This window comes from Puniceibacterium sediminis, assembly GCF_900188035.1.
Lineage (GTDB): Bacteria > Pseudomonadota > Alphaproteobacteria > Rhodobacterales > Rhodobacteraceae > Puniceibacterium > Puniceibacterium sediminis.
Window position 1 is genome coordinate 294,128 of the sequence record NZ_FZNN01000001.1, and the last position, 25,886, is coordinate 320,013.

24 protein-coding genes and 1 pseudogene are annotated in these 25,886 nt (G+C 62.4%); 18 read left to right on the forward strand and 7 right to left on the reverse strand.

What is annotated here, in order from left to right; translation table 11 throughout:
* Window positions 1-21 precede the first annotated feature (21 nt).
* Together kynU and CHB75_RS01415 are read right to left on the reverse strand one after the other, a co-directional pair.
* Entirely contained in the window at window positions 22-1,215 is a 1,194-nt protein-coding gene (gene kynU / locus CHB75_RS01410) for a kynureninase (protein WP_089268727.1), read from the reverse strand.
* Window positions 1,212-1,967 carry an SDR family NAD(P)-dependent oxidoreductase gene (locus tag CHB75_RS01415; protein ID WP_089268728.1) on the reverse strand — a complete coding sequence of 252 codons (756 nt, stop codon included), beginning with the start codon at window positions 1,965-1,967 and terminating at the stop codon, window positions 1,212-1,214. The genes kynU and CHB75_RS01415 overlap by 4 nt, the downstream gene beginning before the upstream one ends.
* A 444-nt stretch (window positions 1,968-2,411) precedes the next feature.
* On the opposite strand from CHB75_RS01415, the gene CHB75_RS01420 reads away from it, so the two are divergent.
* From CHB75_RS01420 to CHB75_RS01440, 5 genes are all read left to right on the forward strand, one after another.
* Window positions 2,412-3,986 carry a Re/Si-specific NAD(P)(+) transhydrogenase subunit alpha gene (locus CHB75_RS01420; RefSeq protein ID WP_089268729.1) on the forward strand — a complete coding sequence of 525 codons (1,575 nt, stop codon included), beginning with the start codon at window positions 2,412-2,414 and terminating at the stop codon, window positions 3,984-3,986.
* A gap of 12 nt (window positions 3,987-3,998) precedes the next feature.
* Window positions 3,999-5,432 carry an NAD(P)(+) transhydrogenase (Re/Si-specific) subunit beta gene (locus tag CHB75_RS01425; RefSeq protein WP_089268730.1) on the forward strand — a complete coding sequence of 478 codons (1,434 nt, stop codon included), beginning with the start codon at window positions 3,999-4,001 and terminating at the stop codon, window positions 5,430-5,432.
* 288 nt (window positions 5,433-5,720) lie between these two features.
* Complete coding sequence (locus CHB75_RS01430; RefSeq protein ID WP_089268731.1) at window positions 5,721-6,233, forward strand: hypothetical protein; 513 nt, start codon at window positions 5,721-5,723, stop codon at window positions 6,231-6,233.
* 96 nt (window positions 6,234-6,329) lie between these two features.
* Window positions 6,330-6,788 carry a tRNA (cytidine(34)-2'-O)-methyltransferase gene (locus CHB75_RS01435; RefSeq protein ID WP_342745270.1) on the forward strand — a complete coding sequence of 153 codons (459 nt, stop codon included), beginning with the start codon at window positions 6,330-6,332 and terminating at the stop codon, window positions 6,786-6,788.
* 337 nt (window positions 6,789-7,125) lie between these two features.
* Window positions 7,126-8,424 carry a DUF3422 family protein gene (locus CHB75_RS01440; protein WP_089268733.1) on the forward strand — a complete coding sequence of 433 codons (1,299 nt, stop codon included), beginning with the start codon at window positions 7,126-7,128 and terminating at the stop codon, window positions 8,422-8,424.
* A 308-nt stretch (window positions 8,425-8,732) separates the two neighbouring features.
* On the opposite strand, the gene CHB75_RS01445 is transcribed toward CHB75_RS01440, so the two are convergent.
* The 4 genes from CHB75_RS01445 to ccmI form a co-directional block, all read right to left on the reverse strand.
* Window positions 8,733-9,779: a YeeE/YedE family protein gene (locus CHB75_RS01445; protein WP_089268734.1), complete on the reverse strand. Its 1,047-nt coding sequence runs from the start codon at window positions 9,777-9,779 to the stop codon at window positions 8,733-8,735.
* A 246-nt stretch (window positions 9,780-10,025) separates the two neighbouring features.
* Window positions 10,026-10,259, reverse strand: coding sequence for a DUF1289 domain-containing protein (locus CHB75_RS01450; protein WP_089268735.1), 234 nt, complete (start codon window positions 10,257-10,259; stop codon window positions 10,026-10,028).
* Window positions 10,256-10,747 (reverse strand): Holliday junction resolvase RuvX, encoded by a 492-nt coding sequence (gene ruvX, locus CHB75_RS01455; RefSeq protein WP_089268972.1) that lies wholly within the window; start codon window positions 10,745-10,747, stop codon window positions 10,256-10,258. The genes CHB75_RS01450 and ruvX overlap by 4 nt, the downstream gene beginning before the upstream one ends.
* 103 nt (window positions 10,748-10,850) lie before the next feature.
* Complete coding sequence (gene ccmI / locus CHB75_RS01460; RefSeq protein ID WP_176439033.1) at window positions 10,851-12,098, reverse strand: c-type cytochrome biogenesis protein CcmI; 1,248 nt, start codon at window positions 12,096-12,098, stop codon at window positions 10,851-10,853.
* Window positions 12,099-12,287: 189 nt separating this feature from the next.
* On the opposite strand from ccmI, the gene CHB75_RS01465 reads away from it, so the two are divergent.
* The 10 genes from CHB75_RS01465 (at window position 12,288) to rarD (ending at window position 21,110) form a co-directional block, all read left to right on the forward strand.
* Window positions 12,288-13,535 (forward strand): sarcosine oxidase subunit beta family protein, encoded by a 1,248-nt coding sequence (locus CHB75_RS01465; RefSeq protein ID WP_089268736.1) that lies wholly within the window; start codon window positions 12,288-12,290, stop codon window positions 13,533-13,535.
* A 130-nt stretch (window positions 13,536-13,665) separates the two neighbouring features.
* Window positions 13,666-13,953 carry a hypothetical protein gene (locus CHB75_RS01470; RefSeq protein WP_089268737.1) on the forward strand — a complete coding sequence of 96 codons (288 nt, stop codon included), beginning with the start codon at window positions 13,666-13,668 and terminating at the stop codon, window positions 13,951-13,953.
* A gap of 96 nt (window positions 13,954-14,049) precedes the next feature.
* Window positions 14,050-14,379 carry a sarcosine oxidase subunit delta gene (locus CHB75_RS01475; protein ID WP_089268738.1) on the forward strand — a complete coding sequence of 110 codons (330 nt, stop codon included), beginning with the start codon at window positions 14,050-14,052 and terminating at the stop codon, window positions 14,377-14,379.
* Between the two features lie 62 nt (window positions 14,380-14,441).
* Window positions 14,442-17,459: a sarcosine oxidase subunit alpha family protein gene (locus CHB75_RS01480; protein ID WP_089268739.1), complete on the forward strand. Its 3,018-nt coding sequence runs from the start codon at window positions 14,442-14,444 to the stop codon at window positions 17,457-17,459.
* On the forward strand, window positions 17,452-18,018 hold the full coding sequence (locus CHB75_RS01485) for a sarcosine oxidase subunit gamma (RefSeq protein WP_089268740.1): 567 nt from the start codon (window positions 17,452-17,454) through the stop codon (window positions 18,016-18,018). The genes CHB75_RS01480 and CHB75_RS01485 overlap by 8 nt, the downstream gene beginning before the upstream one ends.
* A 158-nt stretch (window positions 18,019-18,176) precedes the next feature.
* The gene (locus CHB75_RS01490; protein WP_141135062.1) at window positions 18,177-18,584 is read left to right on the forward strand and encodes a hypothetical protein; all 408 of its coding nucleotides are present in this window, start codon (window positions 18,177-18,179) and stop codon (window positions 18,582-18,584) included.
* A gap of 93 nt (window positions 18,585-18,677) precedes the next feature.
* Window positions 18,678-19,286 (forward strand): superoxide dismutase, encoded by a 609-nt coding sequence (locus tag CHB75_RS01495; protein WP_089268742.1) that lies wholly within the window; start codon window positions 18,678-18,680, stop codon window positions 19,284-19,286.
* 138 nt (window positions 19,287-19,424) lie between these two features.
* Window positions 19,425-19,655 carry a hypothetical protein gene (locus CHB75_RS01500; protein WP_089268743.1) on the forward strand — a complete coding sequence of 77 codons (231 nt, stop codon included), beginning with the start codon at window positions 19,425-19,427 and terminating at the stop codon, window positions 19,653-19,655.
* Window positions 19,655-20,110 (forward strand): baeRF12 domain-containing protein, encoded by a 456-nt coding sequence (locus CHB75_RS01505; RefSeq protein WP_089268744.1) that lies wholly within the window; start codon window positions 19,655-19,657, stop codon window positions 20,108-20,110. The genes CHB75_RS01500 and CHB75_RS01505 overlap by 1 nt, the downstream gene beginning before the upstream one ends.
* An 85-nt stretch (window positions 20,111-20,195) precedes the next feature.
* A complete protein-coding gene (gene rarD / locus CHB75_RS01510) occupies window positions 20,196-21,110 on the forward strand; it encodes an EamA family transporter RarD (RefSeq protein WP_089268745.1) in 915 nt (304 codons plus the stop codon).
* Here the strand turns inward: rarD and CHB75_RS01515 are convergent.
* Window positions 21,053-21,604: an LOG family protein gene (locus CHB75_RS01515; RefSeq protein WP_089268974.1), complete on the reverse strand. Its 552-nt coding sequence runs from the start codon at window positions 21,602-21,604 to the stop codon at window positions 21,053-21,055. The genes rarD and CHB75_RS01515 overlap by 58 nt on opposite strands.
* A 112-nt stretch (window positions 21,605-21,716) precedes the next feature.
* Between CHB75_RS01515 and CHB75_RS01520 the strand changes: the two genes are divergently transcribed.
* From CHB75_RS01520 to CHB75_RS01530, 3 genes and pseudogenes are all read left to right on the forward strand, one after another.
* On the forward strand, window positions 21,717-23,363 hold the full coding sequence (locus tag CHB75_RS01520; RefSeq protein ID WP_141135063.1) for a LysM peptidoglycan-binding domain-containing protein: 1,647 nt from the start codon (window positions 21,717-21,719) through the stop codon (window positions 23,361-23,363).
* Window positions 23,364-23,582: 219 nt separating this feature from the next.
* Window positions 23,583-24,229: pseudogene (locus CHB75_RS22440) on the forward strand (transposase); the annotation flags it as partial.
* 330 nt (window positions 24,230-24,559) lie between these two features.
* Window positions 24,560-25,849: an MFS transporter gene (locus tag CHB75_RS01530; protein ID WP_089268975.1), complete on the forward strand. Its 1,290-nt coding sequence runs from the start codon at window positions 24,560-24,562 to the stop codon at window positions 25,847-25,849.
* Window positions 25,850-25,886: the final 37 nt, after the last annotated feature.

Here is a 25,886-nt window from a genome sequence, read left to right on the forward strand (position 1 = left end):
CGGGCTGGTGTGACCGACCGCTTAGGTCACCGCCTTGCGCTCCAGAAATTCAGGCCGGTCCCACAGCGCCCCGCGCAGGATCCGTGTCAGCACCCCGACCGCCTCGTCCACATCCTTTTCGCTGGTGTAAAGCGGCGTGAACCCAAAACGCATCACATCGGGCGCGCGGAAGTCGCCGATCACCCCGTCGGCAATCAGCGCCTGAATCACCGCATAGCCGTGTTCGAACCGGAACGAAACCTGCGAGCCGCGCAAGTCAGAATCGCGGGGAGAACAAAGGCTTAGCTGTGGGCAATGCTCCTCGACCCCGGCGATGAACCTTTCGCAGAGCGCGATCGACCGGGCGCGAACGTCCGCCATGTCGACCTTGTCCCAGACATCCAGAGCGACCTCTAGCGCCGTCAAATGCAGCACGGGCGGGGTGCCGACGCGCATGCGTTCGATGCCCTTGCCGGCGTCATATCCTTGCTCAAACGCAAAGGGGCGGGCGTGGCCCAGCCATCCGGCAAGTGCGGGCTGGGCGGTTTTGGCATGGCGCGGGGCGACGTAGATGAAGGCCGGGGCGCCGGGGCCGCCGTTGAGGTATTTGTAGGTGCATCCGACAGCGAAATCCGCGCCAGCGCCCGCCAGATCAACCGGAATCGCACCGGCGGAATGCGCCAGGTCCCAGACGGTGATCACGCCGTGTTCATGCGCCTTTGCGGTCAGTTTCGCCATGTCGTGCTTGCGGCCCGTAGTATAGCCGACCTCGGTGATCAGGGTGACGGCGATTTCGTCGGTGATGGCATCCTCGACCTCTTCGGGGGCGACGATGCGCAGTTCCAGACCGTTGCCAAGCAGGTTCACCAGCCCTTCGGCCATGTAGAGATCGGAAGGGAAGTTGCCGGAATCCGACAGGATCACCTTGCGATCTGGGTTGAGTTTCAGCGCCGCTGCCAGCGCCTGAAACACCTTGATCGACAGGGTGTCGCCCATCACCACATGGCCCTTTTCGGCGCCGATCAGCCGCGCGATGCGGTCGCCGACACGGGTGGGCTGGGCCATCCAGCCAGAGGCATTCCAGCCGGCGATCAGCTGTTCACCCCATTCGTTCTCCATCATCTCCATGACCCGCGCCGGGGCCATTTTAGGTAACGGCCCCAAGGAGTTACCGTCAAGATAGATCATCCCCTGGGGAAGGTGGAACTGATCGCGTGTCCAGTTGAAATCGGTCACATCTCACCTCCTGCGATCTGGATCGCCTGTCCGTTTACGCTGCCTGAATGGTCGCCGCACAGCCAGAGCGCGGCCTCGGCGACCTCTTCCGGGGTGATCAGACGGCCGTGGGGGTTGGCGCCGTCCATGACGGCGTGGGCCTCAGCCTCGGACATGCCGGTGCGGGCCATGATGCGGGTGATGTTCTGCGGCACGATGTCGGTATCGACATAGGCGGGGCAGAGCGCGTTGAAGGTATAGGGCTTGCCCAGAGAATCCGCCGCAAGCGCGCGGATCAGGCCGATCAGCCCGTGTTTGGACGCGGAATAGCAGGGGGCGCCCTTGAGACCCTTGACCCCCGCGATGGAGGAGACGGCGATCACCCGGCCCCAGTCGGTTTCGCGCATCGACATCAGGGATTCGCGGATGGTGAGAAACGCGCCGTCGAGGTTGGTCGCCATCATGGTCCGCCAGAAGTTAAGGTCGGTCTTGTGAAGCGCGCGGCCTTCGGCGATTCCGGCGTTGGGGACGCAGATCTGCACCGGTCCGCGGGCCGCGACGGCTGTGGCGACGCCGGTGACGACGGAATTTTCGTCCATCACATCAATCACTTGCGCAAAAAGGCCTTGGGTTTGTGCGGCCTCGTCCAGCTTGTCCTTGCGCCGACCGGTTATGGTGACCTGCGCGCCATTGGCAGCCAGGGCACGGGCAATGGCAAGGCCGATTCCGGTGCCGCCACCTGTGACAAGTGCATGTTTCCCTGCGATATTCATCTGTGCCTCCCCCGATTTCACAACAGGTTAGCCGAGCGGTCAGCGGTGGCAAGGCGATGTGAAATGACCGGTATGGAACCCGTATGGTTTGCGTATGGAAAGCGTATGGCTGGCGTATGGCTGCCAAGCGCCAGGATGCATTGGCCGGGTGCGACCCAGAGTCGCGTATCGCGTGGCTGCGTGGCGGTTTCGGGCGGGGCAGAGGCCCCCGGATGCCGCGTGTTGCAACGTTTCCAATAGGAAACACGCCAAAATCAAAGCAAGGATGTTGCGAGCCACCGCTGACATGCGCAACATACGTATAGGTGGATTAAACTCCACGGCAGTCTATGGTCTACAACCGCAAGCAAGCTTGTCTGAGCTAGGTCAGCACGGTAGACCCATCAGTGAATGGGTCGCCGCTGCCTAAAAGGGCGCCGTCTGACGCAAGAGGGGAATTAAGACGTGAAAATTGGAACGCCAAAGGAAGTGTTTGACGGCGAGGCACGGGTTGCCATGACGCCGGAATCAGCACGGATGCTACAGAAGCTGGGCTATGACTGTGCCATTGAGGCCGGGGCCGGGGTGGCCGCAGGTTTCATGGACGAGGCCTATGCCGAAGCCGGGGTCGAGGTTGTGCACGGCGCAGAAGCGCTGTGGCGGGGGGCTGATGTCATCGCAAAGGTGCGCCCGCCCTCGGACGCCGAAGTAGGGATGCTGACGGCGGACAAATTGCTGATCTCGTTTTTCTGGCCGGCCCAGAATGGTGACCTGATGCAGGCCGCCGCGAACAAGGGTGCCAGCGTCATCGCCATGGACATGGTGCCACGCATCAGCCGGGCGCAGAAGATGGACGCGCTAAGCTCGATGGCCAATATCGCGGGCTACCGTGCGGTGATCGAGGCGGGCAACAACTTTGGCCGTTTCTTTACCGGTCAGATCACGGCGGCGGGCAAGGTGCCCCCGGCCAAGGTGCTGGTCGTCGGTGCCGGTGTGGCAGGCCTTGCCGCCATCGGGACATCCACCGCGCTGGGCGCGATCACCTATGCCTTTGACGTGCGCCCCGAAGTGGCCGAGCAGGTCGAGAGCATGGGCGCCGAGTTCGTCTACCTCGATTTCGAGGAAACCGCCAAGGACGGCGCTGAATCGGGTGGCTATGCGTCGGTATCCAGCCCGGAATTCGCGGCGGCCCAGCTGGCCAAGTTCCGCGAGATTGCGCCCGATATCGATATCGTCATCACCACGGCGCTGATCCCGAACCGCGAAGCCCCCGAGTTGTGGACCAAGGATATGGTCGACGCGATGAAGCCGGGGTCGGTGATCATCGACCTTGCGGCGGAAAAGGGCGGCAACTGCAAATTGACGGTGATGGATCAGAAGATCGTCACCGACAACGGTGTCACGATCATCGGCTATACAGATTTCCCCAGCCGGATGGCGACGCAATCCTCGACCCTGTATGCGACCAACATCCGCCACATGATGACGGACCTGACGCCGGACAAGGACGGCCGCGTCAATCACAACATGGAGGATGACGTGATCCGCGGGGCGACGATTGCCCATGCGAACGAGATCACATTCCCGCCGCCCCCGCCCAAGGTAAAGGCGATCGCGGCGCAGAAGCCCAAGGAAAAGGTCAAGGAAAAGACCCCCGCCGAGAAGCGGGCAGACGAGGTGGCGGCGTTCAAGGCGCAGACCAAATCGCAGGTCACTTTGCTGGCTGTGGGCGGCGCGCTGGTGCTGTTTGTCGGGCTGTTCGCCCCGGCGAGCTTCATGCAGCACTTTATCGTCTTTGTGCTGTCGGTGTTCATCGGCTTCCAGGTGATCTGGGGTGTGGCGCACAGCCTGCACACGCCGCTGATGGCGGTCACGAATGCGATTTCGTCGATCATCATCCTGGGTGCGCTGATGCAGATCGGGTCGGGGTCCTGGCTGGTGATCCTGCTGGCGGCGCTGTCGGTCTTTATGGCGGGCATCAACATTTTCGGCGGTTTCCTCGTAACACGGCGCATGCTCGCCATGTTCCAGAAATCGTAAGGGGGCAGAGCAATGGAATTCGGATTTACAACGGCGGCCTATGTGGTCGCGGCGGTGCTCTTCATCCTGTCGCTCGGCGGTTTGTCGGGTCAGGAAAGCGCGAAGCGGGCCGTCTGGTACGGCATCACCGGCATGGCGCTGGCGGTTGTCGCGACGCTGATCGGCCCCGGTTCGGGGCTGTGGCTGGCATCGCTGGTGCTGGTCGCGCTGGGCGGGGCCATCGGCTATCAGCTGGCCACCAAGGTGCAGATGACGCAGATGCCGGAACTGGTCGCGGCGATGCATTCGCTGGTCGGTCTGGCGGCGGTCTTTGTCGGCTACGTCGCCCATATCGAAATGGGCCGCGTGATGGCGATGGACGAAACCCAGCGTGCCGCGCTTGAGGGCTTTGCCGCCCTTCTGGCGCACAAGCAGCCGGTCGAAGTGTCGATCCTGCGGGTCGAGCTGTTCCTCGGGATCTTTATCGGGGCGATCACCTTTACCGGGTCGGTCATTGCCTATGGCAAGCTGGCGGGCAAGGTATCCTCGGCGGCGGTCAAGCTGCCGGGTGGGCATATGCTCAACATCGCGGCGGCGGCGGTCTCGGTCATCTGCCTTATCTGGTACTTCAACACCGGCGGGTTGTTCCCGCTGTTCCTGATGACGCTGGCGGCGCTGTTCATCGGCTACCACCTGATCATGGGCATCGGCGGCGCGGACATGCCTGTCGTTGTGTCGATGCTCAACAGCTATTCAGGCTGGGCGGCGGCGGCGATCGGTTTCAGCCTTGGCAACGATCTGCTGATCGTGGTTGGCGCGCTGGTCGGCTCAAGCGGTGCGATCCTGAGCTACATCATGTGCAAGGCGATGAACCGGTCCTTTGTGTCGGTCATCCTGGGCGGCTTTGGCGGCCCGGCGGGTGAGCAGATGGCGGTTGAGGGCGAACAGATCGCCATCGACGCCGATGGTGTGGCAAGCGCGCTGGAAGAGGCGGATTCGATCATCATCATCCCGGGCTACGGCATGGCCGTGGCACAGGCGCAGCAGAACGTGGCCGAACTGACCAAGCGTCTGCGTGCCAAGGGCAAGGTCGTGCGTTTCGCCATTCACCCCGTCGCGGGGCGTCTGCCGGGGCACATGAACGTGCTGCTGGCCGAAGCCAAGGTGCCCTATGACATCGTGCTGGAGATGGACGAGATCAACGACGATTTCCCCACGACCGACGTGGCCATCGTCATCGGGTCCAACGACATCGTGAACCCGGCGGCGCAGGACGATCCCAATTCGCCCATCGCCGGGATGCCGGTGCTGGAGTGCTGGAAAGCCAAGCAGGTGTTCGTGTCCAAGCGCGGGCAGGGCACCGGTTATTCCGGCATCGAGAACCCGCTGTTCTTCAAGGACAACACGCGGATGTTCTATGGTGACGCGAAAAAGTCGCTGGATGAGTTGCTGACAAAGATTTCCTGAGGCACCGCCTTAGGACGCTACTGGAAAGCCCCGCCCGAAACGGCGGGGCTTTTCGCATTCCGGGGCGGTGAACGGCGACAGGCGGCTCGGGTGTCATGCTCAAGGAGTTTGGCGTTGAGATCGGGGCGGACTTCTGTCAGGCGCGCAGCGCATGGTCGGCCTGGAGCATCGCCGCCCGAGAATGATCTTTGTACGGCGACACGATGAATCCTTCCTGCGAATCCTTCCTGCCCCTATCATTCCCGGCCGCTTAGCTTAAGGGAGGGGGGACGCTACGGAGAATGAACGATGACAACATCACAGGATGTGCCGACACTGATTGCGGCAGCGCAGGCAAAAGCAAAGATATCCGAAGACAGAATTTCGGAAATTCGGGATCAGTTGGAAGGGCAGGCGAAGTCCGACGCCCAAGTAGAAGAGCTTCGCGCCGCGAATGTCGCGCTTGAATTGGCTGCGGTTGATATCTTCACCCTTTTCGAGGGGCGCATGCAGAATCACTTCAAACGGGGTCCGTTTTCGCGAAAATTAAGATCAGCTCTTCTGGATAGCGGAGAGACGGATCTGGCCGATAGAGTTCACGAATATTATCTGGCGATCAACGTGCTCAAACACGGAAAAGGCGCGAGCTATCGGGAATTGCTCAATACTCCGACCACACTTTTTCATGTGAAACCTGCCGAAAGCACCACATCACAAGAAGAAAACGCGCCTTCAGCCCTGATAGATGTTGGCGTGCCGGGCTTTTTTGACGGGCTCGCCACAACGCTACTGCAGGCTCACCAGTTTCTTGAAAACCGGTAGTTTCCCGAGCGTTATTTATCAGAACGACTAAGCGATGCGCTGCGAATGCAGCGTCATCGAGTGAGAAGGTCCACACATCCGATGTCTGAGCCCTGCATGAAAGTTGTGTTGGTCACGCCTGAAATTCCCTACAACACGGGCGCAATTGGGCGGACCTGCGTTGCGTTGAACCTGGAGCTGATTTTGATCAAGCCCTACGGGTTTTCCCTTGCCGAGAAAGCCGTGCGGCGGGCCGGGACCGACTACTGGAAATATGTTCACCTCAGCGAATATGACAGTTGGGAAAGCTTTCTGGATGATCGCAAGCCACGCCCCGAAAGTCTGTTCTTCTTCGAAGAGCACGGCGAACAAACACTTTACGATCCTGACTATCAACAGGATGCCTATCTGGTATTCGGGTGTGAATCCAAAGGCCTGCCATTGGCGATACTGGATGGGATGGAAGATCGGACATTCAGTTTACCGATGCTCGATTCACGCGTCCGATCGCTCAATTTGGCAAATGTAGCCACAGCAGTTGTCTATCAAGCTATGCGTACTCAGCTGGGCGGCTGAAAGCAGCCAATAGCGACAGGGCTGGCTATGCCTGTAACCTCCGCGCTCATGCACGGACGGCGCGAACGCCCTCTTTTCCTCTGTGGGTAAACTGGCTGCATTCGTGGGTTTCTGGTGTTCCTGACAACAGCGCAGCAGCAAGGGGCCGGAGGCGTGTGTATCGACCGCTGCAACGGCGGTCGGCGGGCTGGACGGTGCTGTCATGATCGCAGGGACGAAGCCCCGGCGCGCGGCGGTATGCGGTTGCGCACCGACAAACCCATGAAACACAACAGACTTTTTCTTTACATGACGCGGGGGCGGCGGTACGCCAGAGGGGTACAGAGCGGACTGAGCCATGCCCCCGATCCAAGATCACCCCCTGCGATTCAAGCTTGCCAACGAATTGCACGCCCGCCCGTTTCCATCGCTTAAGGCGCCGTGCCGGGCGGTGTTTCTGGCCATCAAGAAACCGCACGATGCCGCATCGCGGGACAAGTCGCTGGACGTAAAGCACCTGACCGACCTGCTGGACCGGTACGGCACCGCGCATCCGCAGCCGGGGGCGACGCATTTTTCCGACCGCATCGGCCAGCATGTTCTGAAATGGGAACAGCACACCGAATTCGTGACCTACACGGTGTTTTTCAGCGGCGTCACGCCGCGGGTCTTTGATCCGTCGGATTTCGATGTCTTTCCTGCCGAATGGCTGGCTGCGGCGCCCGGGGTGCGGATCACCTCGGCGCTGATCCGGGTCTGCGAACGGGTGGATGACGATGTGATCGGTGAACAGATCGACGACTGGTTTGTCCCCGAAAGCCTGGCGGTAAGCAGCGTGATCGACGATGAGGCGGTGATTGCGGGCGATTTCCGCATCGATCCCGCGGGCCATCTGCGGTTTGCGGTCTTTCCGCGCCCGCATGTGGGGGAACGCCGGATCGGGCGGATCGTCCAGCGGCTGTGCGAGATCGAGACCTACAAGATCATGTCGATGCTGGGCTTTTCGCGGGTGCGCGAACTGGCTCCGAGGATGAGCGAGATCGACAGCGAGCTGTCCAAGCTGATGGTCGCGATGACCGAGGGCACCGGCCCGGCCGAGGACACGCTGAAATCCCTGCTGTCCGTTTCGGCCGAGCTTGAGTCGCTGTCGGCGCAGGCGTCGTTCCGGTTGGGGGCGACGGGTGCCTATGAGGCGATCGTGGGCCAGCGTATTCAGGTGCTGCGCGAGGCGCGCTGGCGCGGGCGGCAGACCTTTGCCGAGTTCATGATGCGCCGGTACGACCCGGCCATGCGGACGGTCAAATCCAGCGAACTGCGGCTTGCCAGCATGGCGAACCGGGCGATGCGGGCCGGGGATCTTTTGCGCACACGGGTTGAGGTTGAGCGGTCCGCTCAGAACCAGCAATTGCTGGAGGGCATGAACCAGCGCGCCGACATGCAGCTGCGTCTGCAGCACACGGTCGAGGGGCTGTCGGTCGTGGCGATCAGCTACTACGCGGTGTCGCTGGTGTCCTACCTGCTGTATCCGCTGGCCGATGTTGTCGGCATCTCAAAGGGGCTGCTGACGGCGCTTGCGACCCTGCCGGTTTTCGCAACGGTCTGGCTGATGATCCGCCGGATCCATAACCAGATAGAAAAGCAGGGCCCGGAAAGCTGACCTTTGCGCCTTTGGCGCGCGCCGGAGTGAGGGGCCGGCCCCTCACTCTCCCCGGAGTATTTGGGGGCAGATGAAACAACGAAAAGATTTTGTTAACCACGCGCTGCCACCATGGAGTCACGGTACAGGCGGGAGCGCCGATGACCGTGGCAGATGAAGCTATGCTTCATAGTCGGCCCGTGGCACTGCTGCGGGCCGATCCTCATAACACGTCTTCGTTTTCATCTGCCCCCAAATACTCCGGGGAGTCCGCGCTTGCGCGGGCGGGGCAGAGCCCCAAATGTGGCAGAGATAGTAATGCGTTACCTCTAGGGGCGGGCACGCAGCGGTGTCACCGATTGCCCCAGCACGGCGTTCATGGTCAGGGCACCCGCTGCGATCGAGGCCAGTGCCAGTACGGCGGCGAGCGACAGCGTCGGGATGCCCGACAGGCCCGCGCCGATGGTGCAACCACCTGCCAGCACGCCGCCCACGCCCATCAGCACGGCGCCAGAGGCGTAGCGGCCGGTTTCGCGCGGGGTCGAGAAGGACTGCCAGCGGAAGCTGCCGAACACCAGCGACGAGACCAGCGCGCCGAGGAGCGTGCCACCGATCAGGCCCACACCAAAACCCGCAGGGATCGAGGTCGAGGCCACGACCCAGAACAGTGTCTCGGCAAAGGGCGAGGTGAAGGAGAAGGACTCCATCGCGATGGGGTCGAAGTCATCATAAAGGACGTAGCCCGTGCCGACCCAGGCCAGCGGCACCAGCGCGCCGATCAGCGCCGCCAGAACCAGCGTACGGCGGCGGTTGCCCGAAGTGAGACCAACCCACAACGCCGCCAGCGCCAGAACGGCGGTCCAGAACAGCGCGCCACCGGGCAGTGCGGCGAGCGATACGGCATCGCCCAGCGGCAGGGTGTAGGCGCCAAGTGTGGTGCGCAGCGGGGCAAGTACGCCCTTGAGCGTGGCATGGGCGGTGATGGCGAAGAGTATCAGCACGAACAGCCCGCGCAGGTTGCCGCCGCCCGTCAGCACGGTCAGCCGCGAAACGCAGCCACGGGTCAGCACCATGCCCGCACCGAACAATGCGCCCCCCAGCGCGATGGCCAGAACCGGCATGTCGGGGGTCATGAAACGGTGGTCGGAAAAGTCGATCCAGCCCTGATAAACCGCGAACTGGGTGCCAAGGATCGCCACGGCCAGCGCCGTCATCCAGACGCCCAACGCCTCGCGGCGGTCATCGCCCACAAGGCTGCGGCGAAAGCAGAAGCGGGTGCGCTCGGCCAGGATGCCAAAGACAGCGCCCAGGATCAGGGCAAAGATGACGACCACTTGCGGGGCGGTCAGGGTTTCGAATCCGAGCTCTTCGAACATTGGAGGGTCTCCGGAATGTTGTTTTCCGGCCCTGATGTCGAGAGCTGCGGCGGGATGCAAGTCTGTTTGCGTTCAGATGCGCGGTGCGCAGAAGAACGTTGTTCCGGGATTCGGCATGAGGAGGAACAATGTCACCCGTTTGCCGGTTTGCGCCGATTGCCGGTTGCAGCCGGGTGGGGGCGACCGGGGCGGGGCGTCTTATTTGCGTTTGGGGCCCTGTGGCGGCGGATTCCGGGGGGGACCCTGTCAGTTGCGGTTGAGGCGCGCGGCGCGACCGCCCCGGCGTTTGGTCAGCTGCCCCTGACGGGAGGGCAGTTCGGCCATCACGGTATGGCGTTCCTCGGGGGGCATTTTCGACCAGCGGGTGATTTCGTCGATGGTGCGCAGGCAGCCGGTGCAGAGCCGCGATTCCGGGTGGATGACGCAGATCTTGATGCAGGGGCTTTCAACCTCGTCGCGGGTCCAGATGTCGTCGCTCATTCCGGGGTGCCTTTGGCGTTTCGGCGGATGTGGTCCAATCGGTCCAGCACGCCCTGAAGGATATAAGAGGCCGCCACATGGTCGATCACTTCGGCGCGGCGTTTGCGCGATGTATCGGCTTCGAGCAGGGCACGTTCCGCGGCCACGGTGGACAGGCGTTCGTCCCAGAAGGTGATCGGTCCCGGCCAGAGCCGTTCGAAGTTGCGCGCAAAGGCGCGGGTGGACTGGCAGCGCGCGCCCTCAGAGCCATCCATGTTGCGCGGCAGGCCCAGCACGACCCCGGCCACGTTGCGGCCTGCGATCAGTTCCTGCAGGCGGGCGGCGTCCAGCGTGAATTTCTTGCGCCGGACGGTTTCAAGCGGGGTGGCGACGGACAGCAGCCCGTCGGACGTGGCCACGCCGATGGTTTTTTCGCCAAGGTCCAGCCCAAGGATGGGCCGGCCGCGCGGTAGCAGGGGGGCGAAGTCGTCGATGGTTTCGATGATCATGGGCGCGGCACCTTTGCGGGGCATGGCAGGGGGGCGCTGGCCCCCGTCCTGCGGACCCTGCCCGGGCAAATTATCGGCAGATGAAGCTGCCGGGGTATGGAGGTCATTGCGCGATACCGGCGTTTGCGGCCCCTTCGCGGACGATCTTGAGCGCCTCTTCGTCGCCTGCAAAGACCTCTTTGGCGTTGTCCCAGATCGCGATGGCCTGAGCCTGATTGTCCAGCACGCCGTAGGCACCGATCAGCCGGGCCCATTCCTGCGGTGTGCCGCCCTCGGTCGCCAGCCGGTCGGACAGGCGCGCGACCATGCCTTGGATCATCTGGGTGCGCTGTTCGGGCGTCATGTCGGCGGCAGAGGCCACGTCATCCTGACCAGGGCCGGGAAGGGCCGGGCCGGGCAGCGGGATGGCGGTTTCCGGCAGGCGGTAGTCGTTGACGCCGGCGCGCAGGGCCATCTCTTCTATCTGGCTGGTGATCGGGGGCACCCATGGGTCTGTGGGGGCACTTTCGCGCAGCAGGTTGTCCCAGAGCCGGAAGGCGGCATCGGGGCGGCCGGTCTGCGCCAGCATCAGCCCGCCATAGTAGCGCGCAACGCCGTTGCCGGGGTCGCGGGTCATGGCGGCGTCCAGTGCAGCCTCGGCCTGGGGCGAGACATAGCCGCCGGCGGCCAGCACCATCATATCGGCCAGATCGGCGTAATCCTTGGCGGTGGCTTCATCGCCCTTGAGCCGCAGGATCTGTTCCTGCGCCTTGTAGGCCTTGGTGAAATTGCTCAGGGCGGCTTCGCTCCGGGCGAGCAGGATGTGGCCCTGCAGATCATCGGGGCGTTCGGCCACGGCCGCGCGCAGGCGGGTCACGAGTTCGGCGTATTCCGGTGGTGCATCGGTGGGGCTGGTCGCGGGAACCTGGGATTCAGCCTCTTGCTGGCTGGGGCGGTTTTCCCGTGCCTGCGCGGCTGCGGCGATGCGGTCCTTCAGGCCAAGGTCGCCGTATCCGGGCGCGCCAAGCCGGGCATAAAGCCAGAAACCCCCGCCCAGAAGCGATGCCGCAACGACCACCGCCATGACCAGAGCCACACCGCGCGGCTGTGTATCCCCGCCGGTGTCGCCCTGCACCTGCGCATCCGCAGTCAGCAGGCGGCGCGAGACTTCGGCGCGCAGGCGTTCGCCATCTTCCGGGCTGATCGTGCCGCGGGCAAGGTCGCGTTCAACCTCGCGCAGCTGGTCGCGGTAAACCTGCATGTCGAAGGCCTGCACCGGCCCGGTGTCGCGACGCCCGCGCAGCAGTGCCGTCACCAGCAGGCCGGTCATTGCCAGCGCCAGCGCGGCACAGAGGCTCCAGAACAAAATCATGCGGTCTCCTCAACCGAAAATATCCCCAGCCAGACATGTAATGCGCGCAGCCCCGTGACAAAAGGGCAAAACCCCGACATCGTGACGCATGTCGCAACTGCGCGATGTTGTGACGGTTGCAGCAGTGGGGGAATTGGTGCACCGGTCCACATATCGCCCAAGCCCACCCGTGGATCAGAATCGAGTGCCATGAAACGCTATTCCGCCTTTGCCATCGCCCGAGAAGCCCTGCGTCACCACACCGGATGGGAGCGCGCCTGGCGCAAGGCGACGCCCAAGAAAAAGTACGACGTGGTGATCGTCGGTGCGGGGGGGCATGGTCTTGCCACGGCCTACTACCTTGGCAAGAATCACGGGATCAAGAATGTCGCGATCCTGGAAAAGGGTTGGCTGGGCGGTGGCAACACCGGGCGCAATACCACGATCATCCGCTCGAACTACCTTCAGGATCCGTCTGCGGCGATCTATGAAAAGGCGCGGTCCCTGTACGAGACGATGAGTCAGGACCTGAACTATAACGTCATGTTTTCGCCGCGTGGCGTGATGATGCTGGCCCAGACCCATCACGAGGTGCGTGGATACGAACGCACGGCGCACGCCAATTCCCTGCAAGGTGTCGAGACGCAATTCATCGGCCCGGAAAAGGTCAAGGAGCTGTGCCCGATCATCCGTCTGGACGGACCGCGCTATCCGGTTCTGGGGGCGCTTTATCAGCCGCGCGGTGGCACGGCGCGCCACGATGCGGTGGCCTGGGGCTATGCGCGGGCGTGCTCGGACATGGGCATGGACATCATCCAGCAGTGCGAAGTGACCGCAGTACGCTCGGACGCGGGCAAGGTGCGCGGCGTGACCACCACCATGGGTGACATCGACTGTGACAAGCTGGCCATTGTTGTCGCGGGCAATTCGGGTGTGCTGGCCGATATGGCCGGGTTCCGCCTGCCGATTGAATCGGTCGCGCTGCAGGCGCTGGTGTCCGAGCCGATCAAACCGGCGATGGACGTGGTCATCATGGCCAACACCGTGCACGGCTACATGTCGCAATCCGACAAGGGCGAGATGGTCATTGGCGGCGGCACGGACGGGTACAACAACTACACCCAGCGCGGATCGTTTCACCATGTCGAGGAAACCGTGCGCGCCCTGATCGAGACCTTTCCGATGCTGTCGCGGCTCAAGATGCTGCGCCAGTGGGGCGGGATCGTGGATATCACCGGTGACCGTTCGCCGATCATTTCGAAAACACCGCTGGGCGGCTGTTTCATCAACTGCGGCTGGGGCACCGGCGGGTTCAAGGCGATCCCCGGCTCCGGCTGGGCCACGGCCGAGATGATCGCGCAGGGCGCCCCCGGCCCGCTGGCATCGGCCTTTGGCCTCGAACGCTTCCGCGAGGGTCGGTTCATTGACGAATCCGTTGCCGCCGGGGTGGCGCACTGATGTCTGCGATCTGTCCCCCGGCCCGCGCAGGCGAAAATTCGCCTCTGCCGGTTATCTTTGAGATGGGCGGGAACCGAATGCCGTCGACGATTGTTCCAATTGCAACAACGCATTGCAAAGGAGCGCCGTCATGGCCGAACCCTACACCACAACACAGACCCCGCCGCCGTCCAACACCACAACCACGACCACCACGCGCTCTGGCGGCAACACCGGCATCGCCTTTGTCGTCGGCATTCTGGTCGTCGTTGTGGCGGTCCTTGCCTTTGTCATATTCGGCGGTACAGCGGACAATTCCGATGACCTCAACATCACCATTGATGGCGCAGGCGAAGCGGCCAATGACGTTGGCACTGCGCTTCAGGGCGCTGCCAACGCTGTCGAAGGCGTTGCCAAAGACGCAACCGGCGGCAACTAACCCCGCCACCCGTACCACAGTTCTGAACCCGACCGGTCGCACCTGCCGTGCGACCGGTTTTTTGCTGTCCGCCCTCCGCCCGGAAAGTGTCGTGTCATGCTGATCCTTGAATGCCCCTATTGCGGCGTCCATGCCGAAGAAACCGAACTTCATGGCGGCGGAGAGGCGCATCTGACACGGCATGGCCCCGAAAGCTCGGATCAGGATTTTGAGGGCTACCTGTTTCAGCGCGAAAACCCGCGCGGCGTGCATTTTGAACGCTGGCGGCACGTCCATGGCTGCGGCAAGTGGTTCCATGCCGCGCGCTGCACCGCGACGCTCGAAGTATTCGGCACCTACAGTGCCCAGACATCCGAGCCGCCACAGCATATCCGCGACCGTATCAGCGCAAAACGCCCCGGCTGGTCATGGAGGGAGCTCGCATGACGCGCCCCGCCATTTCAAATACGCAAGATACGACCCCAACCACCAGCGCAGAGGTCTAAGACATGAGCACCCGTCTCGCCACCGGCGGCCGCCTGACCGACCGCACCAAGCAGATGAAATTCCGTTTCAACGGCCAGCAGATGCGCGGCGTTGAGGGTGACACGCTGGCCTCGGCCTTGCTGGCCAATGGTCAGTTGATGATGGGGCGCAGTTTCAAATATCACCGCCCGCGCGGCCCGGTCGCCAGCGGTTCCGAGGAACCCAACGCCCTTGTGAACCTTGGGCAGGGGGCGCGGTTCGAACCGAACCAGCGCGCGACGACCACCGAACTTTTTGACGGGTTGGTTGCAGCCAGCCAGAACCATTGGCCCAGCCTGCAGTTCGACGTGGGTGCGATCAACACGCACCTGTCACGTTTCCTGCCCGCCGGTTTCTATTACAAGATGTTCATCCATCCGCGCCCCTTGTGGAAGCACGTGTACGAACCTTTCATCCGCCGGTCCGCCGGTCTGGGTGCCGCGCCCGATGCAGAAACGGTGGATGCCGATACCTACGAACATTTCTATACCTTCACCGATGTTCTGGTGCTTGGCGGCGGTGTGGCGGGCCTTCAGGCGGCGCTGACGGCGGCCCGGTCTGGCGCGCAGGTTCTGCTGCTGGAGCAGAACGCCCATTGGGGCGGTCGCACGCCGGTGGACGGTGGCGAGATTGACGGAAAACCTGCCGAACAGTGGATCAAGGACACCGTTCAGGCGCTGGAAGCCATGGGGAATGTCACCCTGCGCAGCCGCACCATGGGGGCAGGGGTCTATGACCACGGCTATGTGCTGGGGTATGAACGTCTGACGGACCACGCACCGGAAACGCCCGGGCCGCGCCACCGGCTGTGGCGCATCCGCGCGCAGCAGATCGTGACCGCCACCGGGGCCATCGAACGCCCGCTCAGCTTTGCCGGCAATGATGTGCCCGGTGTGCTTCTGGCCTCGGCGATCCGCGACTATGTGGTGAACTACGGCGTGTCGATCGGGGATCGTACTGTCGTCGTCACCAACAATGACGATGCCTACCGCACCGCGATCTGTCTGCATGGACACGGGTTGAACGTGCCGGTGATCATCGACGCGCGGATGCAGGGCGGCGGTGCGCTGATGGCGCAGGCCGAGGCGCTGGGCATTCGCGTCCTGAAGGGCAAGGCCATCGCAAAGGTCAAGGGCACCCGCAAGGTGACCGCGGTCGAGATCTGCGATCAGGCGGGCGAGGGCGCGGTGCTGGAAACCATCCCCTGCGATGCGGTTGCCATGTCCGGCGGCTGGTCCCCGGTGGTGCACCTGTGGTCCCATTGCGGCGGCAAGCTGAGCTGGGACGAGGGCAACGCCTTTTTCCGCCCGGACCTGTCGCGCGCCCCGACCAGTCACGACGGTGCCCCCTTTGTCATCCCGGCCGGTTCGGCCAACGGCTATATCCAGCTGAAGGATACTCTTGCCGACGCCACCACAGCCGGGTCCAGCGCCGCCACAGCCGCCGGTCATCAGCCCAAGGTCGGCACCCTGCCGCAGGTTGCGCCGCGCGAAGAGGCGGCGATGCTGCCGGTCTGGCTGATGCCGCAGGGGGCCAACGTCAAGTTGCGGTCCAAGGCATGGCTCGATTTCCAGAACGACGTAAAGGTGTCCGACATCCAGCTTGCCGCGCAAGAGGGGTATGAATCGGTTGAACACGCCAAGCGCTATACAACGCTCGGTATGGCGACGGATCAGGGAAAGCTGAGCAACATCAACGGTCTGGCCACGCTGTCGGCGGCCCTGGGCGAGGCGATCCCAAGCGTTGGAACAACCACCTTCCGCCCGCCCTATACGCCGATCTCAATGGGGTCGATTGCCGGGCAGGCGCGCGGTGACATCTTTCAGCCAGTGCGCGAGACTCCGCTGCACGGCTGGCACGAGGCCCACGGCGTTCACTGGGAACCCGTCGGTCAGTGGCGTCGCCCCTACAGCTTTGTACAGCAGGACGAGACGGTCGAACAATCCGTCAACCGCGAGGTGAAGGCTGCGCGCGACAGCCTTGGCCTGCTGGATGCATCGACGCTGGGCAAGATCGTGGTCAAGGGGCCGGATGCGGGCAAATTCCTCGACATGCTTTATACCAACATGATGTCCACGCTGCCGGTGGGCAAATGCCGCTATGGCCTGATGTGCAACGAAAACGGGTTTCTGATGGATGACGGCGTTGTCGCGCGGATGTCTGATGATACCTGGCTGTGCCACACCACCACCGGCGGGGCCGAACGCATCCACGCCCATATGGAGGAATGGCTGCAAACCGAATGGTGGGACTGGCAGGTCTACTGCGCCAACGTGACCGAGCAATACGCCCAGATCGCCGTGGTTGGCCCCAACGCCCGCAAGCTGTTGGAGAAACTCGGCGGCATGGATGTCAGCCGCGAAACGCTGCCCTTCATGCAGTGGGCGGCCGGGACGCTGGGCGGTTTCCCGGTGCGGATCTTCCGGATCTCCTTCTCGGGTGAGCTCAGCTATGAAATCGCCGTGCCTGCGTCGCAGGGCCTTGCGCTTTGGGAACGGCTGCACGCCGAAGGCGCGGAATGGAACGCCACCCCTTATGGCACCGAGGCGCTGCACATCCTGCGGGCCGAAAAGGGTTTCATCATGATCGGGGATGAAACCGACGGCACGGTGATCCCGCAGGATCTGGGGCTGGGCTGGGCTATTTCGAAGAAAAAGGCCGACTATATCGGCAAGCGCGCGCAGGCCCGCAGCCATATGACCGATCCGACCCGCTGGCAGCTTGTCGGGCTTGAGACGGTGGACGGCTCGGTTCTGCCCGATGGCGCGCTGGCTGTGGCATCGGGGACGAATGCCAACGGCCAGCGTCATACCCAAGGGCGGGTCACGTCGACCTACCATTCGCCGACGCTGAACCGCGGGATCGCCATGGGGCTGGTGCTGAACGGCCCGGATCGCATGGGCGAGGTGCTGGAGTTCACCAAGCTTGACGGGACCACCATCCCGACGAAAATCGTCAATGCCGTGTTCTTGGACCCGGAAGGGGAGAAACAGAATGTCTGAGCCCGTAAGCGCCCTGAACGCCGCCGCCTTTGACGGTCTTGCTCATGTGCAAGAGGCCGGACTGCATGGCATGATCACCCTGCGCGGCGATCACGCTGATGCTGATTTTGCCCAGGCTGTGGCCGATGTCGCCGGGGTCGCCATGCCCGACCAGCGCGAGGTTGTGTCGGGTGGCGACACGTCTCTGATCTGGATGTCGCCGGACGAGCTGCTGCTGCTGTGCCCCTACGCAGAAGCGGGCGAAACGGTCACAAAGCTGACCGAGGCGCTGGGCGATACCCACGCGCTTGCGGTGGATGTGTCCGACGCGCGGGTGGTCTTTACCCTGACCGGGACCCATATCCGCGACGTCATCGCCAAACTTGCCCCGGTGGACATGTCGCCAGCGGCGTTCCGCCCCGGCATGGTGCGCCGCACGCGGTTTGCACAGGTCGCGGCGGCGGTGTGGCTGCGGGACGATGAAACGGCGCAGATCATCTGTTTCCGCTCAGTCGCGCCTTATATGTTTGCACTGCTCTGCAATGCGGCGACGCCGGGGACCGAAGTGGGGATTTTCTGACCAGTCGCGATGCGGGGCCGGGCGGGATTGAACGGCGGCTACCTCAGATTGCAAAGAAAATTGCCCCTGCGGCTGGCAAGGCTGTTAACCGGGCGCAGACCTCCTTAGGGTTGCATGAAGCAGTCCAGACGCGAAACGCGCGTCCAAAGGAGATTTTCTTGCTCAGAGCTATTGTCCTGACTGCCTGCCTTTGTGCCGCTCCGATGGCTGAGGCGGCACAGATCTATATTTGCAGGATAGCCGATACAGGTCGCAGCGGCTGGATTCCCGAGATCCTGTTTGTGGGGCGCGAAGACGGTGCCGATACCGTCACGATTTCGGACCCCATTATCCTATACTACAACGACGGCGCGCCGGTGTCAGGCAAGGTGGCAGCCGACAACGCCAAGCGTACGACATTTGTCTGGTCCATTTCGGTCAAGAGCAACCACGGCCAGTACATTCGGAACTTTCAATATACCGCAACCTACCTGAAGCAGGCCAAGAAGATGCTGCTGTCTGCGACCCCGATAGGCTATACCAACCATTTCAAGGGCGAGGGAACCTGCGCGGTCGAGGTGCGTTGATCCATCAGCGCTGCCATACCCCGGCCTTGACGTCCGTGTCGCAAGGTAGCAGGTAACGTACAACGATTTCAAAAACACGAGAGGGGTCACACAATGGCTTTTGCACTTCCGGATCTTCCCTATGCACATGACGCGCTTGCCAGCAAAGGCATGTCCAAGGAGACGCTCGAGTTTCACCACGACATCCACCACAAGGCCTATGTCGACAACGGCAACAAGCTGATTGCCGGGACCGAATGGGAAGGCAAGTCTGTCGAAGAGATCATCAAAGGCACCTACGACGCGGGCGCAGTGGCGCAGTCGGGCATCTTCAACAACGCATCGCAGCACTGGAACCACACCCAGTTCTGGGAAATGATGGGCCCGGGTTCGCACCCGATGCCGTCCGAACTGGAAAGCCGCATCACCGAAGCCTTCGGGTCGGTCGACAAGTTCAAGGAAGCCTTTGCCGCCGCCGGCGCCGGTCAGTTCGGCTCTGGCTGGTCGTGGCTGGTGGTTGACACCGACGGCACGCTGAAGATCACCAAGACCGAAAACGGCGTGAACCCGCTGTGCTTTGGCCAGACCACTCTGCTGGGCTGTGATGTGTGGGAGCACTCCTACTACATCGACTTCCGCAACAAGCGTCCCGCCTACCTCACGAACTTCCTCGACAACCTCGTGAACTGGGAAAACGTGGCCGAGCGTCTGTCCAAGGCCTGATCCAACCGGCCCACAGCTCGCTGAGTTTTGAAACGCCCCGCATTGATTTTGCGGGGCGTTTTTGCGTCTGGCCGGACCTTTGCGGGAACGCAGCCGCGGCACCTGCGTTGACTTTGTGAACAATCAAGGAGAGATTTCATGGCAGAGCGTCACAGATCCAAGGATGGCAAGAGCGAAACTGCAGAGGTGCTTGGTCAATCCCCCGAAGATGCATCCAAAGGCCCGGCACAACAGGGCCGGAGCGGTGGCGAGCTTCAGCGCAAGGTCGGCACCCGTGACGAAGGCAAGCGCTATGATGAAACGTCGGCTGGCGCGACCCGCCCTCTTGGGCAGGACAAGAACGGCAGCGGTGACAAGGAGAAAGTATAATGGCGATTTTGACCAAGGGGACCTGGGTTCTCGTCGCGGACGGGGAAAAGGCGCTGTTCCTGCGCAATGATCTGGATCAGATGAACCCGGATCTGAACGTTGTCCAAATCGAAACTCAGGACAACCCGTCAAACCGCGAACAGTCGGCGAACCGCCCCGGGCGGGTGCCTGACACCGGCACCGGGCAGCGGTCGGCGCTGGACGATACGGACTGGCACGAATTGGCCAAGGAACGTTTCGCGGACGACCTTGCGGAAAAGCTGTACAAGCTGGCCCACAAGGGCGCGTTCGACCGTATCGTTCTGGTCGCAGCACCCAACATTCTGGGCGAGCTGCGCGCCAAGCTGCACAGCGAAGTGTCGTCGCGCGTCGTGGCCGAGGTTGCCAAAACGCTGACAAACCACCCGCTCGACAAGATCGAACAGCTTTTGCGCGACCTGCCAGACGAAAGCTGAACAAACCTTCGGCGCAGCGCCTTGCCGCCCCTGCGGTGGCGGGCTACTACCCGCTCAACAAACGAATGCAGCGGGAAGGATCATCATGCAGAGCGCACGCGCCGGAGTGCTTGCGATGGTGACCAGCTGCACCGTCTGGGGCCTGTCCCCGCTTTATTACAAACTTCTTGCCCATGTGCCGCCACTTGAGGTGCTGTCGCATCGCACGCTGTGGTCTGCGGTCTTCTTTACCGTGGTCCTGCTGTTTCAGGGCCGTCTGGGTCGGCTGCGCGATGCCCTTGGATCACTGCACAGCGTGGTGATCCTGGGCTTTGCCGCGCTGATGATCTCGGCCAACTGGTTCATGTTCATCTTTTCGGTCCAGAACGGCCATACGACCGAGGCGTCGCTTGGCTATTACATCTATCCGCTGGTGGCTGTGCTGCTGGGGGTGGTGGCCTTTGGTGAACGTCTGGGCCGGGTGCAGATATTTGCCGTTGCGCTGGCTGCAACTGCGGTTGTGGTGCTGTCGGTCGCATCCGGTGTCGCGCCGTGGATATCGCTGCTGATCGCGCTGACATTCGGCCTGTACAGTCTGGTCAAGAAACGCGTCACCGTCGGCCCGCTTGTGTCAGTCACCGCCGAGGTGATGCTGCTTTCGCCACTGGCGCTGGGTTGGCTGTGGCACACCCACAACGGGGCAGGCGGCGCCTTTGGCGAGGATTTTGCCACCACCGCGCTGCTGATGTTCTCGGGGCTGCTGACGGCGGTGCCGCTGATCCTGTTCACCTATGCCGCACAGCGGGTCACGCTGACCACCATCGGGCTGGTGCAATACCTCAACCCGACGCTGCAATTTTTCTGCGCGGTGGTGATCTTTGGCGAAGCCTTCGGGATGGTGGATGCGGTGGCCTTCGGGCTGATCTGGACGGCGCTTGGGTTCTATTCCGCCGCCTCCATGCGTCAGGAAAGCGCGCGGCGCAAAGCGTCAAGAACGGCGGCGGCGGTGCCTTCGCTCTGAACAAATCCCTTCAGGCTTTCGTCGGCAAAGCCGTGGTCGACCACATGGTCGATCAGCCCCTGCAGCGGATCCCAGTAGCCAGCGACGTTCATCAGCACGATCGGCTTGTCATGCAGGCCCAGCTGGCGCCATGTCAGCACCTCAAAGAATTCGTCCAGCGACCCGGCACCACCCGGCATCACGACGATGGCGTCGGCGTTCATCACCATGACCTTTTTGCGTTCGTGCATGGTTTCGGTGACGATGAACCGGGTGAGGTCGGTCTTACCCACCTCCCATTTCAGCAGGTGTTCGGGGATCACGCCAAAGGTGTCCGCCCCGGCCTCCTGCGCTGCACGCGCGACAACGCCCATCAGCCCGACATCGCCCGCGCCGTAAACCAGTCGCCAGTCGGCATCGGCAATGCCACGGCCAAGCGCCTCGGCCTCTTGCGTAAAGGCCGGATTTGTACCGGAACGGCTGCCACAATAGACACAGATGGATTTGACGGACATCATTGGGATCCTGACTGAATTTGGCGTTTTGACCGCTGTTAACCCCCTTGCTATACACTCTCAACCGCACAGGGTGCCGCAGCCCGGGATGATGCGGGATAAAAGGGACCATATGACCGGGAATGCAAGATTGAAGGGCGCGGGTGGCGTCGCGTCGGGGGCGGCTGCCGCGCTGGCTTTGGTGCTGGCGGGGGTGTTCTTTTTTGGCCGCCCGGTGATGCAGGACACAGGCGGCGATGACGCGGTGCCGCTGCCCGCAATCGACGCGGCCTCTGTCCCGGCAACCGAACTGCCTGCCGGGGGGGAGGATATGGTTTCCGATCCCGGGACTGTCAGTCAGGAACCCGCCGCCGAACGGCAGGCGCAGGCCGCGCCGCAGGGGGCTGACACCACCCTGCCCAGCTTTGACATCGTGCGCGTTCAGCAGGACGGTGAAACCCTTGTGGCCGGTGTCGCCGAACCGGACAGTGTTGTCGAGGTGCTGCTGGACGGCGCCCTGACCGATAGCACCCGGACCGATGCCACGGGCCGCTTTGCGATTTTCCTCAGTATTCCCGCCAGCGATCAGGCCCGCATCCTTAGCTTGCGTGCGCAGTCAGAGTCTGGTCCGCGCGACTCGCTGGACGAGGTGATCCTTGCGCCCACCCCGCAGGTCGCCCAGACCGAACCTGCGCCAAGGTCGCAACAGCCTGATGCCGGGGCGCAGGTCGCTGCAGCAGGTGAGAACCTCGCCAAGGCGGCATCCGGCGCACCCGCAGGGGCCTCTGCGCCAGAAACAGCCGCCATGGACGACACGGGGGACGGGCAGACTGCAACCACGGACAGCGCCACAGGCCCCGATACCGCAGGCCCCGATACCACAGGCACCGCCCAGCCCGAAGGCACCGCACAGGCCGCAGCAACGTCAGTGCCGGGCACCATGCCCGAGGTTCCCCAGACCACCGCTGACACCGATGCGACCCGCGAAATCGCCGGACTGTCCGCGCCCGATGCGGCCAGCGCCCCGCAAACAACTGTCGACACCCCACAGGCAGACGCGATTGCCGCCGCTGCTGACAGGGACACGCCGACATCCGAAACCACAGACGCGGCCACGGATGCCGCGACCCTGCCGCAGGCTGTGGCGACGGCACCGGGTAAACCTGATGGTACCGTGACGCGCGACGCGTCCCCAGTTGTGCCCGCCCCGCCGACGACCCCGTCCACGGCCCAAGCCCCGGCGGTGATCCTGTCCAACCGGGCAGGGATCGATGTGCTCCAGCCGCCATCAGGGCCCGCGGCCCGTCCAGCCGTCCAGAGCGAGGTCGCGCTGGATGCGATCACCTATGAAGCAGACGGTGCCGTGGTCCTGACCGGCCGTGGCAAGAGTGCCGAGTCGGTGCGCATCTACCTGAACAACCGCCCCGTCAGCACAACACCGATCCAGCCGGACGGACGCTGGCGGGCGACGCTGCAGGATGTGCAAAGTGGAACCTACAGGCTGCGTGTCGATCAGCTTGGACCGGCGGGAACGGTAACCTCGCGCGTCGAAAGCCCCTTCCTGCGCGAAACGCCGGAATCTCTGGCCGCCGCCGCAGCCGAGGCTGGATCGGCCGCAGTCCGGGCCGTCACCGTGCAGCCCGGCAACACGCTCTGGGCTATCGCGCGGGACCGCTATGGCGAAGGCACCGCCTATGTGCGCGTCTTTGAGGCGAACCGGGACACCATCCGAAATCCCGACCTGATCTATCCCGGACAGGTGTTCACCATCCCGGACTAGGCGCTTTCTGCGGGGTTGACGGGGGCGCTGCCCCCGCCGCCCGTTCGGGCAACTCCCCGGGAATATCTTTGGGGCTGTCCGCAAATCGTGTTGGTCTGCTGTGCCGAGAGGGTGTGTGAACACTCCCTATTTTTCTGCATGCTGGTATGATTTCCGTATTCGATACGGAGGTTTCTCATGTCGGAATTTATCGAAGGCTGACACCGTCAGCAGGCGACGTTGCTGCCAGAATTTCTGGAGGACTATGTCGATGAGAACAGCCCGGTGCGTGGGATTGATGCCTTCACAGACTTGCTTGATCTTGCCGCGCCTGGTTTAACGCGCGCCCCGCGAACACGGGTCGGCCGAGGCTATCATCCTCGGTTGATGCTGCGGATTTATCTTTACGGATATCTGAACCAGATCCAGTCGTCGCGGCGGTTGGAACGGGAGTGCGGACGCAATCTGGAGCTCATCCGGTTGACCGGTCGCTAGAAGCCCGGCTTCAGGAAGATCGCGGACTTCCGCAAAGATAACGGGCCTGCGATCCGCAAGGTGTGCCAGCAATTTGTCGCTCTGTGCCGTAACATGGGTTTGCTCGACGGGGATGTGGTCGCTATTGATGGCAGCCGGTCCAAGGCGCTGAACTCCCGGGCCAGGAATTATATGCGCGGCGAGCTGGGCCAAAAGCTGGGTGAGACCGACAAGGTAATCGAGCGCTATCTGGGCGAGTCGGATCGCACTGATGAGGTGTGTGAGCAGACTTGCCGGTGGTGCCGGAAGCGCGCATGGAACGCACACTCAGAAAGCTGGAGCATCAGCAAAAGGCGACCACGCGTTACAGATCAATCGAGCAGCGCATGGATGAAACCGGCGAAACCCACGTCATCAACATGATGGGCGTTCCGGCGATGATCGTCGCCATGAAGGTCTAAGTAGCTGGCTAAGCCTCACATGTGCCCCAAACACGCATGATCCGTCCAAGGCGGCGATTTACGCCAAGACAGCCCATCATATTCTCCAACATGAAGATCTCGGCCAAAACAGGCACAAAAGTCGAAAGTGACAGCGGCGGCGCGACAAAACCAGTTGCGACACACCCTCCGGACCTCGCTGCCGTTCTTTGCGCCTGTTCGAACGGCAGCTTTGTGGTGCGAAATAGGTTCCGGCTCACCTGAGGTATTGTGCATGTCCACAGCAACGTCGATGTTGCAAAGATGGCCTCCGAAATAGAGTTCTCTTTTGCAGCACTGAACCCGTCAGCGCGACGGCACATTCGCGTGTTTCAGATTCACCAGTTCCTTGACCGTTTTGCGATGGGGCTGACAGTCGCCGTTGTTGCACTGGCATTGGTTGACCGTGGCATGGACCTCGTTCAAATCTCGCTTCTTTTCGGGGTCTACTCGCTCACGACGATGGCGATGGAGCTGCCGTTCGGTGGTCTCGCCGACAGCATTGGCCGCAAGCCGGTCTTTTTGACGGCGGTCGTCGCCAGCTTGATTTCGCTCGTGCTCTTTCTGTCGACGCGTGATTTCCATGTTCTGGCGCTTTCATTTGCATTCATCGGTTTTGGACGCGCGCTCAGGTCAGGCACCCTTGATGCGTGGTTTGTCGAAACTTTCAAGGCCCTCGCCCCTGATGTGGATGTCCAACCCGCACTGGCCAAAGCGCAATGGGCTAACGCCGTAGGCTTGGCCATTGGCGCCGTCGTGGGGGGGCTTCTGCCCGATATTTTGGGCGAGGTCGCAATAAGCCTCGGGTTCAGCACCTATGATGTGTCCTACCTGGCAAGCTTTGGTGTGATGTTGGGCGTGTTTGTTTTCACGATGTTCGCCATTGTCGAAAAACCGCGTCCCAGAGACGTCACTGCTCTCATGCACGGCTTCGCCAATGTCCCAACGGTGATAAAGGACGCGAGCCTTTTGGCTGTGAGACATCCCGCTCTGTCGATACTGCTGGCAGCCTTGGCCTTCTTTCTGATGGCAACCAGCCCGGTCGAGGTGATCTGGCCGACCCATGCAAAACCCATGCTGGATGAGGGCTATGCAAACACTGTGATCGGTGTCGTCACTGCGACCTATTTCTTCTCCATCGCTTTCGGCGCATCTCTGTCTGCGCACATCAGCCGGATCTTCAAGCGGCGGCACGCCATGACGCTGGCGGCGAGTTTTGCTTGCTTGGCAGGCGTTCAGATCGCATTGGCGTTGCAAGGCAGTATCCTCGGCTTTGTGACGGTATTCATCCTGTATTCTGTGATCCTTGGTGTCTCTGAGACGCCGGCCAGCAGCATTCTGCATCGCTGTGTAGAAGACCGTCAGCGGTCGATCATGCTATCTCTGAGATCGCTGATCCAACAGTTGGGGGCTGCATTGGGTCTGGTTTTGGCCGGAACGGTCGCTGATATTTACTCTACACCCATCGCGTGGATTGTAGGTGCGGTGTTTCTTTTCGTTGCAGTGATACTGATCTTGGTTTTGGTCAGACGGCTGGCCGTAGCATCCGAATAGCTGACGTTCGTGCGCGGTGCAGTATCGGTCGCGCCGG